Genomic DNA, 18,656 nt, shown 5'->3' with positions numbered 1-18,656 from the left:
GGAGGAAATGAGTCATGACAGAACAAATATCCAAAAGTTTTCCTGAGAATTTTCTATGGGGTGGTGCTATAGCGGCGAATCAGGCCGAAGGGGCGTGGAACGAAGACGGTAAAGGACCAGCGATCAGTGACGCATTTCGGGGAGGAATTGTAGGCGGAACGTTTGATGATACGATTGATGAGAACAAGTATTATGCCAGCCATGAAGCGATTGATTTTTACCATCGTTATAAAGAAGATATCGCCCTGTTCGCAGAGATGGGCATGAAATGCTTTCGAACCTCCATTGCATGGTCCCGAATTTTCCCGAATGGGGATGATGCCGAGCCCAATGAAAAAGGGCTGCAATTTTACGATGATCTGTTTGACGAGCTATTGAAGTATGGAATTGAGCCTGTCATCACCATTTCCCACTTTGAGCTGCCCCTGAATCTGATCCGCAAATACGAAGGCTGGAAAAGCCGCGAGCTAATCGGATTCTACACAAAATATGCCGAAGTTGTCTTCAAGCGTTATAAAAACAAAGTGAAATATTGGATGAACTTCAACGAAATCAACCATTTTCACACGATTCCTTTGGCGGCAGGAGGTATTGTCGTTCAAGACGATGAGCACAAGCTGCCGACGATTTATCAGGCCAGTCACCATGTTTTTGTTGCCAGCGCTCTGGCTACTAAACTGTGTCATGAAATTATCCCGGGCGCGATGATGGGCGCTATGTTATCCCTGAGTCCGATCTATCCGAATACCTGCAATCCGGACGATGTGTTTGAAGCCTATGAGCTGAGAAGAAGATCCTTATTTTATTCCGATGTGATCCTTAGAGGCTATTATCCAAGCTATGCCAAACGGATCTGGAAAGAGCATAACATCATGGTTCAAATGGAGCCCGGAGATGAACGATTACTGCGGGAGCATACAGCTGATTATTTGGGATTTAGCTATTATCGAAGTACGACACATAAAGCAGGTATGCCCATCTTGGGCAACACCGGGGGAATTATGGGACTCGACAATCCCTATTTGGAAAAAACGCCATGGGGATGGCCGATTGACCCGAAAGGCTTCCGCTATGTGTGTAATGAAATGTACGATCGTTACCAGAAGCCTCTATTCGTTGTAGAGAACGGCTACGGCAGTCATGATGAAATTCTGGAAGACGGTTCAATTCATGATCCCGAGCGAGTAGACTATCTGAACAAGCATCTGATCCAGCTCCATGAAGCTATTGAAGATGGCTGCGAAGTGCTTGGCTATACCTGGTGGGGCCCAATCGACATTGTCAGCGCGGGAACAGGAGAGATGAAAAAAAGGTACGGCTTTATCTATGTGGACAAAAACAATGATGGCTCAGGTACGCTGGAAAGAAGAAAAAAGAACAGCTTTTACTGGTACCAAAAGATTATCGAATCCAACGGGGAGGTTTTGTTCGATTCCCAAAAATAAAGGGATACAATCCTTAATTCCATAAAAGTCAGGAATGAACCAGCCAAAGATACGATCTATGGCTGGTTTCGTTTGTATATGGACTAGCGAGAATGATAGAGAGGGAAGCGAGTTAAATGCGTGTACGCCTTGCCTGTTGCCAGCTTCACTGCAAAGCTCTCCGCCAGTGCGGCCACGCTTCAGGTTTCAGAGCTGCCAGCCGTAAGGGACAGGATGAAATAAAACAGAGAAAACATAATATAAGGCAGGAGAATGTACCGTAGTCTCTGTTTATAAAAGCGGATCAGCAGCTCTCGTCCCATGGGACGATCCTTATAGTTGTAGAACAATACCATGCTGCTTAGCGCGATAAATACAGGTGTGCCGTACTTCATGAGCACATTGAGCGCATTATACACAAAATATAGGCTGGAATCTGTAAGTTGAACGGTTGCGTAAGAGGTGGCATGTACTATGATGACGGCGAGAATCGCCATGGCTCTGACCAACTGCAACTCGGGAATTCTTTCTTTGGTCGTAGGCTTTATAAGGGGCTTCATAAGCTTCATTTCCTTTCGGGTGTGAACTGTCTCTTGTATGAACTCTCTCTATTAAAAGCTAAAGTTCTTAACAACCCGGAAGGCAAGGACTTAAGAAACGCTTATGAAGTTCTTAACTTTTGTTAAGAATTGAGGGGGAATAGAAAAAAAGAACTTTCAATCCACATGAAAGGTGCATGTAAGCACTTCAAGGTAGCTATGAAAGTTCTTTTTCATATTTAATTTTCGTCATACGGTGGTTACTTGCAACGTCTGATCTGTCCACGAATGGCTCCATCTGGATACCGAACGGTGTGGACATTAACGTAAGCATTGCCTTCTCTGATTTGGCAAACTAAATCATAAATGGTTCTTCCTCTGAGTGGACCGACGAGGTCACATGCACGCAGCACGCCGCTGACAACGCCTCTTTTGACTGTAATTCCGAATTTGGAAGGGCCGAACAGGACAGCTACGACCGGACCATTTTCACCCTTGCGTCCCAGATGAATATGCGCTTGGGTTACCCGTGAAATGTTGCGTACAGTAAGTTCGAATTTTAATTGCCGACGTTCCTTATGGTAATGAAACTCCGCATTTCCCGTGGCATTTGTTCTGACAGGAGGTACTTCATGACTCCCCCTTAGAGTGGCTTTAAACGTAGACATTACATCGCTCCTTTTCCCAGTGTTGGTTTAGTGTATTCATGGGGCCAGGGAAAGGGCTGTACATTCGCCTATAAAGAGAAAGTTGTGTGTTTAAGCAAGTTATTAAGTCCAAGCATATAATCTTCCTCTTCATAGACTATGAGTATCTGGTAGAGAAAGGGGGAAAAACCATGGGAACATTTATTGATGGAAGAACATCTCAAAATGCCTCATATGCAAACTCTATTGCCATTCCGATTACTGTTTTGAATACGCCGCAGTTGTTTGGGCAGATCGGATTAAACACACTGGGAATTACAGGCACGCCGCGGGTTCTGCTTAAAGGGACTCTGTCGGTTCAACTGCCACTCGCTTTAGTAGGAATTACGATCACTATTGTAAGAGGGACCTTGCCAACCGATCCACTTGTTTACTCGGCAACGTCTACGTTTAGCTTGAGTATACTGGCTCCGCAGGTCATCACGTTCTCGGCTGATGACTTTAACCCGCCGATTACGCCACTGCTGGTGTATACCGCTTTTGTTTCTTCGAACCTGCTGGGTACGATACGGGTAGGTCCAGAGAGCTTCGACGGTATTTTGGTTGGAGACTAATGTAATGTTATAAATGAATTAAATTTCAAAAAGGTTCCTTCTGTACGAGGCCCCGCAGGTGAATATCTGCGGGGCTTATTCACATTGGGATATTTACATAATATGCCCATTTATTCTATAATATTTAAGAGTGCGATTGATTTGAAAGGGAGTGATCAGATGAATAAGCAGGCCTTCGACTGCATAGGAATCAATGGGTACAAACCTGTATCCATGAGGTAAACGAACGTAATTTTTTGTATGCGCTTACAAAAAAGTCGAAACGTCCTTAGGGTATTCTACATTTTGAAGGAGGAATGATGATATGAAGTGGATGAAAGGAATGACCAGTATGCTCTTGGTCGCTTTATTATGTAGTACGCCGGGCTTGAATGGGACTACGCCTGCGTATGGAGCGGCTGGCGATTACAAATTTGATTTTGGCGCGGGGCCAGTGGAATCAGGCTATACCGGGGTGAACGCATCCCTGCGATACGATGCGACGCGCGGTTATGGCTTTCGTACACCCGAGAACGTACGCAATGTAGGAGCATCCGGTACTGGCGTCGCTAGTGATGCGGTACGGTTTCTGACGACCGGTACGAAGAGCGAAAATACATTTGATGTGGATCTTGATCCAGGATTATATGAGGTATCGGTCACGCTAGGAAATACGACCCGAGCGAGCGTTGCCGCCGAGGGAGTCTATCAGGTCATCAATATGACGGGGGACGGAGCGAAGGACCGTTTTCAAATTCCCGTGACCGATGGGCAATTGAATTTGCTGATTACTGAAGGTAAAGAGGGAACCTCTTTTGCAATAAGTGCATTGGAGATCAGGCGATTGTCTAACAACCCCGTTACGAATCGGACGATTTACATCGGCGGGGATTCTACCGTCTGCAATTACTATCCACTGGATAGCAGTGTGCAGGCCGGATGGGGTCAGTTATTGCCGCAATTCGTAAACACCAATACATTCCAGATCCGTAACATGGCGTCAGGTGGTCAAATTGCAAGGGGCTTTCATCAGGACGGTCAGCTTGAGGCCATCGTCAAATACATTAAGCCGGGGGATTATTTCATTCTCCAGTTGGGCATTAATGACACCAACCCGAAGCATAACGAAAGCGAAGCGGAGTTTAAGGACTGGATGCGGGATATGATCCGACAAGTCAAGGCCAAGGGGGCGACCCTAATCCTGTCAACACCGCAGGGGCGAGCTACGGATTTTAACGCCAACAATGTACACACTGCTGAAAATAGATGGTATCGAAGCTCTATTTTAGCGCTGGCTCAAGAGGAACAAACGCCTTTGGTCGATCTGAATGTGCTCAGCTCAGCTTATTTTACCTCCATTGGCCCGCAAGCCACGCTTGCCCTGTATATGAACGGTGACACGCTGCATCCGAATGTTGCGGGAGCAAAGGAACTGGCACGTCTAGTAGCTAAGGATTTAAAAAGGCAGGGTCTAAGCGGATTCTAGCCTTCGCCAACCGAAGACTGTGGGTGCTATAATGATAGAAAAACAGCGCGAGAACCGGAATGGTTTTGTTGTATGGTATCAGCACTGTTTTGAGACGTGAAGACCACAGTTGCGGCTAGGAGAAAGGAGATTCGACGATCACATGCAGCCTTTTACAGCTCGTGTATTAAAAATAGTCCAGTCCATCCCTGAGGGGAAAATCATGACCTACGGACAAATTGCAACGGAAGCAGGGAGTCCGAGAGGGGCGCGTCAGGTGGTGCGTATTTTGCATACGCTTAGCAGCAAGCACCGCTTGCCCTGGCAGAGAGTCGTAAATCGATTGGGAGAAATCGCGCTACAGGACGATGAAGGAGCTTCTTTACAAAGGCTGCTTTTGGAAGCAGAAGGTATACAGTTTATGGCGAACGGACGAATTTCACTGGAAAAATACTTGCATGATTCTCAAGCGATGACAGAAGACGAATAGATAGAAACAACCTAAAAATGCCGATCACGTACGCATGCAAGCGACGTTGATCGGCATTTTAGGTTAGAAGTGAGATACATCTCTATTAAAATCATCCCTAGCTGATCAGATGCTGCTGATTCCGTTGGGCAAGGTGGAAAGAAATACTATTTATAAGTGGTATATCGTTATTTTTCCGGGCTTCCCGGATCAGTTGCTTCTTTTGCTGTTCGGATTCACGTAAAAATCGGGTCATCCACAAATCAGATGGTTCGTTCGTAGTTGTCATGCGAGATTCTTTTATCATCTATTAACCCTCCCAGTGAGCGGCTGCTATTCTTTCTCTAGTATATGCTCCTAACCTTAATAGATGCTGTTGGTTTCCTTAAAATTAGCTGAAATTTAGGTAAAGTTCAGGTAAAAACAGATTCGTTTTATATCGGATTTGTAAGAGAACAGCTTACTTCGACAATATGCTCAAAAAAAGGTTACAAAAATGTATTGGTTTGACACCTTGTACCAACATTAACCTGAAAGTACAATTAGGTGGCGGATAGACTGTGGAAATTTATGTCGAAATCTATGGAAATAATTCGAAAGATTTCACTGAAAGGGGAGAGATTCATCTTATGAAGCAAAAAGTGGCTGCCACGCTGCTCGTTTTGACGATGTCGTCAGGCTTGATTTCCACCGTTCAGGCTGATAGTGCAGCAGGGAGTTCAACAGGAAATACGTCAGCAAGTATATCAGGAACCTCGTCTGCTGCGGTTATATCGAAGACCGCCTCTGTAACGGGTCAGGCTTTACCTCCATTAACGCTCAAGCAGGCAGCGGAATGGGCACAGACGAATAGCTACAACACGCGTACCGCCGAGCGGGACGTGGAGCGTCGAAGAATTGAGTTTAAGAATGCAGAAAAGGACCTGGGAAATGCATTCGTCGATTTTATAGACGGTGAATATGTTGGTGATGAGTCATCCTGGAGAAATTATAACTCTTCGACATTATCCTATCTAGCCAGCAAAAAGCAGGCGCAGTTCGCCAAGGATCAGATTTATTTTAATGTGATGAAAAGCTATCAAAGCGTGTTCGTGGCAGAGAATCAGGTGAAAAATAATCTGGAAGCGCTTGAAATTGCTCAAGCGGAGGAAAAGATTGCACTCGCCAAATTTGCGCGTGGCAAGCTGTCTGAGTATGCGAAAAACGAGAGTACACAGGCCAGAAGCCAGGCCGAGCAGACGGTCGAGCAGGGGAAAATTGCGCTGCAAAAATCACGTGACGCTCTGAATTTTCTGATGGGCCAGCCTAACGGAACAGCCTATGAAATGGTGGATCGACCAGTGTACAAGGAACCGAAGAAGCTGGATATCGAAATACATATACAACAGCTGATGGATATGAATCCGAACTTGTGGAAGCTGGAGGATAGCATCAAGACTTCGGAACTCAATGTGAGATATTTCGATTTTAACAGCGGTGCAGGCGCTTACGATCTAGCCAAAATGGACGTGGATACAGCCAAGGAGGAGCTGGACAAGGGACAAAAGGATTTTGCCGAATCGCTCCGCAATTTATATGCCACGGTCAAGGAAAACCAAAAAAAATACGCTCAACTGGATGAAAGCCTGCGCACGGCGAAAGAGGGGTTGGAGCTGTCTCGCAAAAAGTGGGCCAGAGGCTTAATTATCGAGCTGGAGCTGAAAAATAACCAGTTGAAGGTGGACCAAATTGAACGGCAAATGGAAGAGCTGGCGGTTGAGCTGAGTCAGAATGAATATACGTTGAGCAAGCCATGGAGCACATAAGGAGGAAACGAAGTTGGCAGAAACGGTTTTAAACGATGCCTTGTTAAAGTTACGAAGAAAACGGAGGAAAAAGTGGATCTGGACTGCGGTTGTGCTGCTGGTTATAGGCGGGGGCGGAACAGCAGTGTATTTGAAGCTGCCCAAAGAGCAGGCTGCACCATTAGTTCAGGACGAGATACTTAAAGTGGAGCGCGGGGATGTGAGCGAGAAGCTGGATACATCTGGTACCGTGCAGGCCTCCAAGGAAGTAAAGCTGAATTTCACAAGTGCAGGCGAAAATAAGCTGGCGGCGGTAAACGTGAAGGCCGGAGACAAGGTGAAAAAAGGACAAGTCCTGGCTCTTCTGGACAGTTCTGAAATTAAGATGCAAATCCAGAGCGCATCCGATAGTTTGGAAATATCCAAATCCAAGCTGGCTGAATTGGAAAAGGGACCGAAGGCGGAGGATATTGAAATTCAGAAGACAAACGTGCTTCGGGCTAAAATGGCTGTCGATACAGCGCAGGAATCATTTGAGCTGGAAGAAGCGGAAAGTCAGAAAAAGGCTTCCAAAAAGCAGTTGGAGCAGGCGCGTAAGACATATGAAGATCAAAAGTTTTTACATGATGCCGGGGCGGTGTCCAACAGTGAAATGGAGCAGGCAGAGCAAGCACTGGATAAGGCACAGACAGATTATGACGGTCTGGATTTACAATTCCGTAAAATCATGTCGCAAAAGCGTCATGCTATCGCAGAGGCTGAAATCGGCTATCGTTCGGCTATGGCTGAGCTTCGCAAAATTGAGGTTCCAGCCGATGCCTCCAATATCCAATCCGCACGGATTGAGGTTAGAAGACTGGCCACCGAGCTGGAACAGAAAAAAAATGACCTGAACAAGCTTCAGGTCACGGCACCATGGGACGGAGTCATTTTAAAGGTGAACGGGGATGTCGGGACCAGTCCGACGGCTCCTTTTATCGTCATGAACAACTCGGACTCCAACAATCTCAAAATTGTTGCGAAAATTAGTCAGAACGATATTGTAAAGGTGAAAAAAGGACTTTCAGCGGTGTTATCCACCAATGCTTATCCGGGTGAGTCGTTCCCTGGGAAGGTGCAATTCGTCTCACCGGAGGCATCCACAGATGAAGGCATGACGACTTATCTGATGGAACTGTCTGTTCATGATCCGAAGGGCAAGCTGAAAACGGGCATGATTATGAATGTCGCTGTTATTTTGGGGGTACACAAAAATGTGTTGTTCGTACCAGCGACTGCCCTAAGATCAGAGGGGGGACAGGACGGCGTGTATGTTTCCTCTAATAACTCTGCAAATCCAGGGGCACGCACATTCAAGCCCGTAGAACTCGGATTTTACACGCCAGATCGAGTCGAGCTCAAGTCGGGTGTGAAGGAGGGTGACACTCTTATTGTGCCTGCTCCTGAACCTCCGCCGGACCCTTCCGCTATGGGCATGCAGGGAGGCTTTTAAACGGTTATGAGATACGTCATTCAGATTGAGGATTTGAAAAAAGTGTACCAGGTCGGGGATCAGGAAATTCATGCCCTGCGGGAGGTACAACTTGATATTGCTGACGGTGATTTTGTTGCGATCATGGGACCGTCTGGATCAGGCAAGTCCACGATGATGAATGTCATTGGTTGTCTGGATTTGCCTACCTCGGGGCAATTTTATTTGGACGGTTATTCCATACTGGATGCACGTGAAGATGAGCTGGCTATTATCCGTAATCAGAAAATCGGTTTTGTATTTCAAAAATTTCATTTGCTCCCAAGGGCAACGGCTTTGGATAATGTAGAGTTGCCCATGATCTATGCCGGGGTATCAGCCAAGGAGCGGCGCTTGCGTGCCATTGAGGCGCTGACCAGCGTGGGGCTGAGCGATCGGATGAACAACAAGCCGAATGAGCTGTCAGGCGGTCAGCAGCAACGGGTATCCATTGCCCGCGCACTTGTAAACAATCCGGTCATTCTTTTGGCGGATGAACCGACAGGCGCATTGGACTCTAAAACAAGCGTTGAAATTATGGAGATTTTCCAACGCCTGAACGATCGGGGTAAAACGGTTGTGCTCGTTACGCATGATCAGGAAATTGCGGAATACGCCAAGCGTCTAATTCATTTTCGCGATGGACGGATTGAAAAGGATCAGCCTGTTGGGAACCGAAGAATGGCGGCAGAGGAAGTGAAGGCATGAAATTTCGGGAAATTATCCGGGTATCGCTCAACAGTTTGCGAACCAATATGCTGCGATCCTTGCTGACCATGCTGGGTATTATTATTGGGGTGGCTGCTGTAATCGCGATTGTAGCCATCGGTAAAGGCTCTACGGCCACGATTACGTCGCAGATTAACAGTATGGGATAATTTGCTCATGATTTATCCTTATGCCCCATATGATGGGTCCAGCTCCATGTCGTTCAATCAGACGAAAGGAATATCTCTGGAGGATATCGCTGCGCTAGAGCAGCAAAAAGCCGTAGCCGAGGTAGCTCCAAGTGCCATGACCAATGCGGATATTACGTGGAGCCGCAATAAGGTCAGCGGGCAGATTGAGGGGACTTCGCTGGCTTTCATCCATGTGAGAAAGCTGTCGCTCGCTCAGGGCAGGTCTTTTACCCACTATGAAGTGGAAAAGAGACTGAATGTCGTGGTGCTAGGGAGCGATGCAGCCCGTAATATTTTTGGTCCGGATGCCTCCAGGGCGGTGGGGGAAACGATCATGATCAAGCAGCTTCCTTTTAAGGTGGTCGGGGTACTGACGAATTCCAATTCCAATATGGGTAACAGCGGGCAGCAGGTATATGTGCCGATTACAACAGGGATGGAACGGCTGGGGAATATGAGCATTCAGCAGGTGAATGCTTCTGCAACAACGGAGGAGAAGATTGACCAGGCGAGTGCTGAAATCCGACAGGTGCTGCGTGCCCGGCATGAGCTGAAGCCATCAGAGGGCGATGATTTTCAGATCATGACCCAGACGGAGATCCTAAAAACGGTCTCAGGTGTAGACAAGGTTATGAATATGCTGTTGCTCGGCGTTGCTGCGATTGCGCTCGGTGTTGGCGGTGTTGGCATTATGAATATTATGCTGGTGTCCGTTACCGAACGGACAAGAGAGATCGGGATTCGCAAGGCGATTGGTGCGCAGCGCAGTGATATTATGCTGCAATTTCTGGCCGAGGCTGTTTTTCTCAGTCTGATGGGCGGACTGGTTGGCGTTATGGCGGGTCTTGGGGGCGCGAAGCTGCTGGAGAAATTTGTCCATATGCCAATTGTGTATACGATGGAACCTGTGCTGTACTCTTTTCTGTGCTGCATGGGGGTTGGTGTACTGTTTGGAGTGTACCCGGCGCGGAAGGCGTCCAAGCTGCGTCCGATTGATGCTTTAAGATACGAATAAAGGAGCGGATACTTCGTCTTACTCGAAAGAGCAGGGTATGAAGTATCCGCTTTTTTGGTGTGGTATAAGTGTTTTAAACGATAGAAAACCATCAATAACCGCTTTAATTTTATATATGTGATGTTTTATATGCTTTTAAAGGTTGATTTATAATTATATATGACGTATTATATTTAATATCAGATAGCAAGGAAAAAAAAGGAGGGGCGTTCATCATCGACCTTACGGCAAGACAAGTGGAAATTTTAAACATCGTACAAAAGCATGCCCCGATTACCGGTGATCAGATTGCGGAAATGCTCAATCTCAGCAAGGCGACCATTCGGACCGACCTATCCAAGCTGGGCATTCTGAATTATATAGATGCGAAGCCCAAGGTTGGTTATTTTGTCGGAAAGCGGGGCACACCGAACCGGGAGGAAAAATTCCGGCTCATGCAAATGAAGGTCGGCGATCTTCACGGGGTTCCAGTCATCGTACGTGAAACAACAACGATTCAGGAAGCTGTGGTTGCTCTTTTTCTGGAGAACGTGAGTAACCTGATCGTTACCGATGAAGAGGGGAATCTGGCAGGAGTAGCTTCCCGCAAGGATCTGCTCAAGGTTACGCTAGGCAATCCGAATGCGGCAACCATCCCTGTCAGTCTCGTGATGACCCGTCAGGCGAATGTCGTCACTGTTTCCCCGGAAGACACTGTATTGGAGGCAGCGCGCAAAATCATTGCCCGTCAAATCGACAGTCTGCCTGTCGTCGTCCCTTCCAGCTCTGATAAACCAGGAGAGCATTGGAAAGTGGTGGGACGCATTACGAAAACAAATATCATCAAAATGTTGCTCGATATGGTAGCAGAGGATTAATGGGAGGAATCGAATGGTTCAGGCGCGCAGTCATTTTATAGCGATCTGTTCAGACTCGATTGGCGAGACGGCAGAAGCCGTCGTTCATGCGACCATGCGCCAATTCGAGCTACCGGACACAGAGATCAAGAGATTTATGAATGTAAGAGATGAAGACGAACTAAGCCGGGTGATGGAAGAGGTGGCCGAGCGTAGAGGCTTTGTAGCCTATACGCTGGTACAGCCTGAGTTGAGAGAAGCAATGAAAGAGGAGGCTGTCCGGCTGAATGTGCGGGCTGTCGATATCATGGGCCCGATGATGCAGGCGTTTGCTGACACGTTCCATGATGATCCCAAGGAAAAACCCGGTCTGCTGCATCGGATGGACGATAATTATTTCCGCCGAGTGGAAGCCATGGATTTTGCGGTTCAATATGATGATGGCAAAGATGTGAGTGCCATTCTCAAAGCAGATATTGTACTGCTAGGCGTATCCCGTATTTCCAAAACTCCTTTGTCGATGTTTCTGGCGCATAAAGGTTATAAAACGGTCAACATTCCCATTGTACCGGAGCTGACCCCACCCGCACAGTTAAAGGATGTACAGCATGGTCGGGTGTTTGGGTTGACGATCCAGCCGGAGCTGCTGCTAAAAATACGTAGTGAGCGACTCAAAGTGATGGGGCTGCCTAACAATGTGCAATATGCTACATCGACGCGGGTGGAGGAAGAGATTGCGTATGCGCAATCCCTATTTACGGAATTAGGTTGCCCGATCATTGATGTCACCGATAAAGCGATTGAAGAAACAGCGGGTTTGATTATCAGGATGTTATAGAAGCCGTAGCTGCTCAATAGATAATAGTTGCTGTAGGATACAGGAGTGTTATAGATAAATAAAGAGGTGGAGGGATAGGTATGGAGAGTCAACTGGCATTGGAATTCGTTCGGGTTACAGAGGCGGCAGCGCTGCAATCAGCGCAATGGATAGGACGTGGAGATAAGAACAGCGCGGACGAGGCGGCTACGGTTGCCATCCGCACTCATTTTAACGCAGTATCTATGGACGGTACAGTCGTCATTGGCGAAGGAGAAATGGATGAGGCTCCCATGCTGTATATCGGGGAAAGAGTAGGCAATCGCAGAGGGCCGGCCATAGATATCGCCGTCGATCCGCTGGAGGGAACCGAAACGGTGGCGAACGGATTGAACAATGCCTTCTCGGTCATTGCTGCTGCCCCCGTGGTGGTCTGCTCCATGCTCCGGATATGTATATGCAAAAAATGGCCGTAGGCCCGGCACTGGCTGGAAAGCTGTCACTGGATGATCCGATTCCGGCTACCCTGTCAAAGGCAGCACGGATATTGGGTAAATCCTTGCCCGAACTTACCGTGTCCATTCTGGATCGTACACGTCACGCCGGAATCATCAAGCTGCTGCGGGAAAGCGGCGTTCGGATCAAGCTGCTTGGGCATGGAGATGTAATGGGTGCAATTGAAACATGCCTGGATAGCGGTGTGGATCTGCATATCGGCTCCGGTGGAGCGCCTGAAGGTGTGCTGGCTGCGGCAGCGCTGAAATGCATGGGTGGAGAGATTCAAGGTCGCCTGTTGCCTCATGGTGAAGAAGAGATCGAACGGTGCAAACGTATGGGCATTGCTGATCCGGGGGCTTTATTGTCCATGGAGGATATGGTCGGACGTAAAGGCGTAATGTTTGTGGCTACTGGCGTGACACCGGGCGAGTGGCTGCAAGGGGTTCGTTCCCTCCCTGGTCATAGAGCGGAAACCCATTCGGTCGTGATGCACTCGGAAACGAAAACGATCCGCTTTGTACGGAGTATTCACCATACGGCTGACTCTTCCGGTACGCTCGCTGCAGCCGCATCCTCTTAAGTCTTCACAGCTACATCAAAGACCAAGTCATAATAAGCTTAAAAACAGCAAGTCTCTTACACATGGAGACTTGCTGTTTGATGTTTTCGGTTCGTTTGCCGATTGCAGAAGGGCCAGAACCAAAGATATAAATTTCCTAAAAATCGACACTTTTGAAGGAAGATAAACATTTCTATTAAAGTTTGAAAAGAAAATTCATAGCTTTAGGGGAGAAAAATTCAATCTGAACTGAAATTTTTAGACGGAGAGTCAAAAAAATTTGTGTGAAAATTGGTTCTATAGAACTATAAAACAATATAATTTATTAAAAATTAAATAGTTATTAATTTTGATTGATGTGAGCTTGATGAAATTTAATGCCATAAATAGGAGGCTAAAGGCTGTTGCGGAAAAAGGCGGAATTTGTCGGATGATATCAGGCTGAATTTGTTACATTTATGTTAATGGCATGTAAAGGTAAAATTGTTGTAGTACAAGGCTTTCTAGATTTATTGCAAATCATCACATTTTGATTTTACAAAATTCATGAAAATCTGAAAGCTCGTCTTGAATCCAATTAACAGATCATAATCAGCAGGAAATTCATGCGAAAAGTGAATTGTTGCTTTTAAAGTATGGAAATAAATAGCATAATATGTATTTTGTTTTATTTTTATGAACTCTATCAAGTTAGATCTTTTGTCCCATGCCAAGCGGTTTTAAAGTTTGTATATTTAAAAACAGCTAGAAAGTGTTGGAAGAAAAAAAGCGATATAAGGATTTACTGTAAAATCCTGAACTGCATAGAGGATGGAGGAATTCATATGACGACTCGGTCACAATCTTGGTTTGCGAAAACTGCGGTCCATCCGGCTGAGAAGCTCCAACTATTTTGCTTCCCTTATGCCGGTGGCGGCGCTTCCATATTTAATTCCTGGAAGTCTAGACTTGCGCCCGACATTACTGTGTTACCTGTACAACTTCCAGGACGTGAAAGTCGCTCAACAGAGGCTCCAATGGACACCATTCAGGACATCGTGCAATCGTTGATTCCCGCTATGGCTCCATACGTACATAAGCCGTTTGCTTTTTTCGGACACAGTATGGGAGCACTGATTGCATTTGAAACAGCACGGCAGTTGTATAACAAAACCGGGACTTTGCCTGTCCATATCATCGTATCCGGTAAATCCGCACCACATCTTCCGTATTCCAAAAAACAACTCCATGATTTAGCAGATCAACCTTTCACCGAAGAGCTTCGTTTGATGCAGGGAACACCCGAAGAAGTACTGCAAAATGCAGAGTTAATGCAAATTATTATGCCTCGTCTGCGTGCAGATTTTAAGGTGTGCGAAACGTATGTTTATCAGCCGGGAAGCCCCTTGGCCTGTCCGATGACCATTTTAGGCGGCATGAAGGATCATGAGGTGACGACTGATTCACTCCATGCCTGGCAGCAGCACACCACATCACCCATAGATGTGCGAATGTTCGAAGGCAATCACTTTTTCATCCATGAACAAGAGCAAGAAGTGATAAGCGCAGTCGTGAATATTTTGTCCGCATCTTCAGCTCTGAACCACGCTGCCGCAGCTCAAACATCTTATAGCACCAATACCCTACAACCACGATTCAGACAGAGTTAAATGTCCCACACATCACGATACACTACGTTATTAACATCTCGGCAACAATCCGACAGCCAACCCACCACCATGCTGCAATTCCCAGCATAATTCAAGAACAATTTCATTCCATGCAAACACTCCTACATCCAGAGCAGAGTTTATCTCACCGTGTCCATTGCAACTAAAAAAAGTTCGCACTGCGAAAGTGTGAGCAACGAAAAAGAGGGATGTCCTTGTTTCGATCTAATTCTGCTTTTCGGAGACTCGCACGTTATGTAAGACCGTACAATCTATGGGTTCTCATAACGGTGATCGCCTCCTTATGTTTGGCAGCCATAGACATTATTTTGGGTAAGGCCATTGAGCAAATGGCACAGGGGACATTCTCCTCCGCCCAGAACATGATCTATCTGGTTGTTGGTATGACGCTAATTGGAATGCCCTGTAAGTTTGTGATGAGGTACGCTTCGGCGCGATTTAGCGTTAGCGCTCTGCGGGACTTGAGAGGCGACCTCGTACATAAGTTTTGCGATTTACCGGTTTCCAGCGTGGAGAGGAAGTTCACCGGAGATTTGGTATCCCGTCTAACAAACAATACGGCGGTGTTACAGAACTTTTTTATCCAGCAGTTTGCCAATCTGTTTTATTTACCGCTAGTGTTTACGGCATCGTTAACGTTGCTTTTACTGACAAGCTGGAAACTGATTTTGGCAAGTCTTGCGCTCATGCCTGTAGGAATGATCATAACATCACTGATGAGCAAGCCGATTGAAAAATATTCCGAGGAGCTTCAGGAGAAAATGGCTCATTTGAACGCGGTGGGGCAGGATGCGATCGGAGGAATTCCTATCGTCAAGGCATTCAATATGCAGGCTGTGCTGTTGAAGAAGTATATGGTGATTATGGAGGAGGTCGTCAAGCGCGGCTTGCGGCTGGAAAAACGCTATGCGTTCATTACTCCGGTAGGTGTGATGATGCTGGCAACACCGATTATTTTGGTCATTGCGTACGGAGGATACCTGATTCAACAAGGAGAGCTGAATGCTGGAGGTATTGTCCTATTTTTATATCTGATTTCGTTCATATTGCAGCCCATTTCAATGCTGCCGACGATCATCTCGCAAATGAAGGAAGCAGGGGGAGCGGCGAAGCATTTGTTTGAGCTACTGGATTGGCCGGATGAACGTCAAGGCGGCGAAATCACTTCAGTCGGTCAAGATCGAGGGGATAAGGCCCGCCGTTTGGAAGACGATGCAGATAGGGAAGCCAACCAAACTAGTGGAAGTGAGGCAGGCGGAGCAGAAAGCAACGATGACATTGCTGTGGTCAGCTTTGAGCATTTAACCTTTGGCTACAACGAAGGGAACACGGTGCTGAAGGATATTAGCTTCCAGGTAGGACAAGGAGAAACGGTAGCGATTGTCGGCGCCAGCGGTGGCGGCAAAAGCACGATTTTCAAATTGCTTTGCGGATTTAATGAACCGGGAGAGCATGTTGGCACCGTTCAACTATTTGGAAAGAGTTTGACAGATTGGAATTTAACAAGCCTGCGCAGCCATATTTCGATGGTATCTCAGGAGCCGTCTCTTTTTCCGGCCACCATTGCAGAAAATATCGGATATGGGCGTCTGGAGGCGACCCGGGAAGAAATTGTCGAGGCGGCGAAAGCGGCACATGCGCATGATTTTATTGTTCAGCTTCCCGAGGGCTATGAAACCCTTTTGAGCGAGCGGGGAGGCGGATTGTCCGGCGGACAAAAGCAACGTATTTCCATAGCAAGAGCATTGCTGAAAAATGCTCCGCTGCTTCTACTGGACGAGCCAACTTCAGCGCTCGATAGCCAGTCGGAGGCTCAGGTGCAGATCGCGATGAATGCGGCAATGCAAAACCGGACGGTACTGGTCATTGCTCATCGACTGTCAACCGTGCGTCAGGCGAACCGGATTATTGTACTCGATGAGGGGAGCATTGTGGAATCGGGGACCCATGAGGAATTGCTAGGCCGTGACGGTGTGTACCGAAAGCTGTATTTGAAAAATTTCGAAGAAGAACAGCATACGATGGAAAACGGAAATTCTATGTCGGAGGAAAGGAGTGAGAATCGTGACCTTCAAGCAGGGGTTTTATGAGCTTAAGCAGTTGATGTCCCTGATGAGGCCGCACCGGAAATGGTATTTTACCGGGCTGATTGGCAACAGTCTGACCAATGCGAGCATCACGATTTTACTTTCCTTTGTGGTGCATTATTTGCTAAATTTTGCGGTTGATGGCGATGTGCAGGAGCTATACCAGGCGGTTTATTTGGTCAGCGGTACATTTTTGGCATTAAGTCTTATTTCCCCGCTGTGCAGCTACATGTATAAGCGGTGTGTGAAGCTGGCGATTGCCGACGTACGGATGAGACTATTCGGGCATATCGTCAAGCTATCGTATGAAAAGGCCGAAAAACGACATTCGGGTGATCTTGTATCCCGCATGACGAACGATGTACAGGCGTTGGAGCAGGCTTACACCGTTCATATTCGCTCGATTATACTGGAAATTTCGCTTTTCTTTGGCTCACTGGTCATTATGATGGCGCTGGATTGGCGATTTGGGATTATGGCGGTTTTACTGGGGCTGGCCTCAGCTTGGGTAAATTCTCATTTCGCGAAGAAGATGCGACAGACGAGTGAAGAGTTACAGGGACGGATGAGCAGGTTCACGGAACGGTTGAGTGATTTGCTTTCCGGTTTGCAGACAGTGAAGCTGTTTGGATTGCGGACAAAGGTAGGCGGCCTTTGTAACGATGCAAGCGAGGACATAAACAGCATCAGCATCCGGCAGGGACGTCATATGGGCTTGCAGGATATGTGCAATTTTATAATTGAATTCATTACGCTGGGCGGTGTGCTTGTCGCCGGACTGATTCTGGTTTCGCAGAAGCAAATGGAGCTGGGAGTACTGGGACAGATTGTGCAGCTGCAAAGCGGTATTTCCACGGTGTTTTTGCAACTGGGGGCGGCTATATCACTGTTGCAAAACTCCTTGGCGGGTTTGGCGCGTATCCGCGAAATTCTGGATGAGTCGAAGGAAGAGGAGCACTTTCCAGCAGCGAAACAGAAGGGACCGCGGACTGGGCTTATCGGCCCGGAGGCGGCAGCTTTATCAGCCAGTGAGCCTAAGGGATCCTATGGTGATGTCGAGACCGTGGGCCCAGGCCGCGTCATTGAACAAGTTCCGGCTGCGCTGGAGCTGCACGACATCACCTTTGGCTATCAGCCGGACCGTCCAACGCTGCGAAGGTTGAATCTGATCGTGCCGGAAGGGCAGGTAACCGCGCTTGTCGGCCCGAGTGGTGGTGGCAAAAGCACAGTCATGAAGCTGTTGCTGGGCTTTTACCCACCGGATGAGGGTGTGCTGCGGGTCCGTGGTCGTTCGGCAGGAGAATTTCGGTTGGATGAGGTCAGGGATTTGATGGCCTATGTACCACAGGAGGCTACGCTGTTCCACGGTACAGTAGCGGATAATATCCGTTTTGGCTCACCGGATGCCACAGATGAGGAAGTAGAGGCTGCGGCCAAAACGGCCTATGCCAGCGGCTTCATAGCCGAGCTGCCGGAGGGTTACGACACCATTGTCGGTGAACGCGGAGCCAACTTGTCCGGCGGTCAAAGACAGCGGATCGCGATTGCCCGTGCTTTGCTCAAAAATGCACCGATTTTGCTGCTGGATGAAGCGACCTCGGCCCTGGATGCAGAATCGGAATATGAAGTTCAGCAGGGCTTAAATGAGCTGATGAAGGATCGTACGACATTAGTCATTGCCCATCGATTGTCTACGATTGAGCGGGCGGATACGATCTGTGTCCTTGCCGAAGGCGAGCTGAAAGAACAGGGTACCCATGACCAGCTCCTTGCCGAGGGCGGTCATTATGCGGAGCTGTATGAGCTTCAGTTTCGAAAGCATCCTGAGGAACAAACCGCATAAA

At 47.5% G+C, this 18,656-nt stretch carries 15 protein-coding genes and 2 pseudogenes; 14 read left to right on the top strand and 3 right to left on the bottom strand.

Annotated features, from left to right (window positions below; genetic code table 11):
• Window positions 1–14: 14 nt before the first annotated feature.
• Complete coding sequence (locus ASL14_RS25450; protein ID WP_134914286.1) at window positions 15–1,445, top strand: glycoside hydrolase family 1 protein; 1,431 nt, start codon at window positions 15–17, stop codon at window positions 1,443–1,445.
• Between the two features lie 179 nt (window positions 1,446–1,624).
• On the opposite strand, the gene ASL14_RS25445 is transcribed toward ASL14_RS25450, so the two are convergent.
• Together ASL14_RS25445 and ASL14_RS25440 are read right to left on the bottom strand one after the other, a co-directional pair.
• Window positions 1,625–1,984, bottom strand: coding sequence for an acyltransferase family protein (locus tag ASL14_RS25445; RefSeq protein WP_223264140.1), 360 nt, complete (start codon window positions 1,982–1,984; stop codon window positions 1,625–1,627).
• Between the two features lie 239 nt (window positions 1,985–2,223).
• A complete protein-coding gene (locus ASL14_RS25440; RefSeq protein WP_134914284.1) occupies window positions 2,224–2,631 on the bottom strand; it encodes a CHRD domain-containing protein in 408 nt (135 codons plus the stop codon).
• Between the two features lie 170 nt (window positions 2,632–2,801).
• Between ASL14_RS25440 and ASL14_RS25435 the strand changes: the two genes are divergently transcribed.
• The 3 genes from ASL14_RS25435 to ASL14_RS25425 all read left to right on the top strand — a co-directional run bounded on the left by ASL14_RS25435 (window position 2,802) and on the right by ASL14_RS25425 (window position 5,158).
• On the top strand, window positions 2,802–3,224 hold the full coding sequence (locus ASL14_RS25435) for a hypothetical protein (protein ID WP_134914282.1): 423 nt from the start codon (window positions 2,802–2,804) through the stop codon (window positions 3,222–3,224).
• Window positions 3,225–3,528: 304 nt separating this feature from the next.
• Window positions 3,529–4,689 (top strand): rhamnogalacturonan acetylesterase, encoded by a 1,161-nt coding sequence (locus ASL14_RS25430; protein WP_134914280.1) that lies wholly within the window; start codon window positions 3,529–3,531, stop codon window positions 4,687–4,689.
• A gap of 142 nt (window positions 4,690–4,831) precedes the next feature.
• Entirely contained in the window at window positions 4,832–5,158 is a 327-nt protein-coding gene (locus ASL14_RS25425) for an MGMT family protein (protein WP_134914278.1), read from the top strand.
• A 97-nt stretch (window positions 5,159–5,255) separates the two neighbouring features.
• Here ASL14_RS25425 and ASL14_RS25420 read toward each other — a convergent pair whose 3' ends face one another.
• The gene (locus tag ASL14_RS25420) at window positions 5,256–5,444 is read right to left on the bottom strand and encodes a hypothetical protein (protein ID WP_014281398.1); all 189 of its coding nucleotides are present in this window, start codon (window positions 5,442–5,444) and stop codon (window positions 5,256–5,258) included.
• 322 nt (window positions 5,445–5,766) lie between these two features.
• Here ASL14_RS25420 and ASL14_RS25415 point away from each other — a divergent pair, with 322 nt between their 5' ends.
• The 10 genes and pseudogenes from ASL14_RS25415 (at window position 5,767) to ASL14_RS25370 (ending at window position 18,655) form a co-directional block, all read left to right on the top strand.
• Window positions 5,767–6,942 carry a TolC family protein gene (locus ASL14_RS25415; RefSeq protein ID WP_134914276.1) on the top strand — a complete coding sequence of 392 codons (1,176 nt, stop codon included), beginning with the start codon at window positions 5,767–5,769 and terminating at the stop codon, window positions 6,940–6,942.
• Window positions 6,943–6,955: 13 nt separating this feature from the next.
• Window positions 6,956–8,413, top strand: coding sequence for an efflux RND transporter periplasmic adaptor subunit (locus ASL14_RS25410; protein WP_134914274.1), 1,458 nt, complete (start codon window positions 6,956–6,958; stop codon window positions 8,411–8,413).
• A gap of 6 nt (window positions 8,414–8,419) precedes the next feature.
• Window positions 8,420–9,139 (top strand): ABC transporter ATP-binding protein, encoded by a 720-nt coding sequence (locus ASL14_RS25405; protein WP_134914272.1) that lies wholly within the window; start codon window positions 8,420–8,422, stop codon window positions 9,137–9,139.
• A pseudogene (locus ASL14_RS25400) lies at window positions 9,136–10,345 on the top strand (ABC transporter permease). Before ASL14_RS25405 ends, ASL14_RS25400 begins: the two are co-directional and overlap by 4 nt.
• Window positions 10,346–10,581: 236 nt before the next feature.
• On the top strand, window positions 10,582–11,202 hold the full coding sequence (locus tag ASL14_RS25395; RefSeq protein ID WP_134914270.1) for a helix-turn-helix transcriptional regulator: 621 nt from the start codon (window positions 10,582–10,584) through the stop codon (window positions 11,200–11,202).
• A 13-nt stretch (window positions 11,203–11,215) separates the two neighbouring features.
• Window positions 11,216–12,019, top strand: coding sequence for a pyruvate, water dikinase regulatory protein (locus tag ASL14_RS25390; protein WP_134914268.1), 804 nt, complete (start codon window positions 11,216–11,218; stop codon window positions 12,017–12,019).
• Window positions 12,020–12,099: 80 nt separating this feature from the next.
• Window positions 12,100–13,076, top strand: a pseudogene (glpX, locus tag ASL14_RS25385) (class II fructose-bisphosphatase).
• A gap of 803 nt (window positions 13,077–13,879) precedes the next feature.
• A complete protein-coding gene (locus ASL14_RS25380; RefSeq protein WP_134914266.1) occupies window positions 13,880–14,704 on the top strand; it encodes a thioesterase II family protein in 825 nt (274 codons plus the stop codon).
• Between the two features lie 215 nt (window positions 14,705–14,919).
• A complete protein-coding gene (locus tag ASL14_RS25375; protein WP_134914264.1) occupies window positions 14,920–16,815 on the top strand; it encodes an ABC transporter ATP-binding protein in 1,896 nt (631 codons plus the stop codon).
• On the top strand, window positions 16,790–18,655 hold the full coding sequence (locus tag ASL14_RS25370) for an ABC transporter ATP-binding protein (RefSeq protein ID WP_134914638.1): 1,866 nt from the start codon (window positions 16,790–16,792) through the stop codon (window positions 18,653–18,655). Before ASL14_RS25375 ends, ASL14_RS25370 begins: the two co-directional genes overlap by 26 nt.
• Window position 18,656: the final 1 nt, after the last annotated feature.

The sequence above is a fragment of the Paenibacillus sp. IHB B 3084 genome (genome assembly GCF_001447315.1).
Classification (GTDB): domain Bacteria; phylum Bacillota; class Bacilli; order Paenibacillales; family Paenibacillaceae; genus Paenibacillus.
Note: the sequence above shows the minus strand (reverse complement) of the source record. Positions and strands in the feature narration are given on the sequence as shown.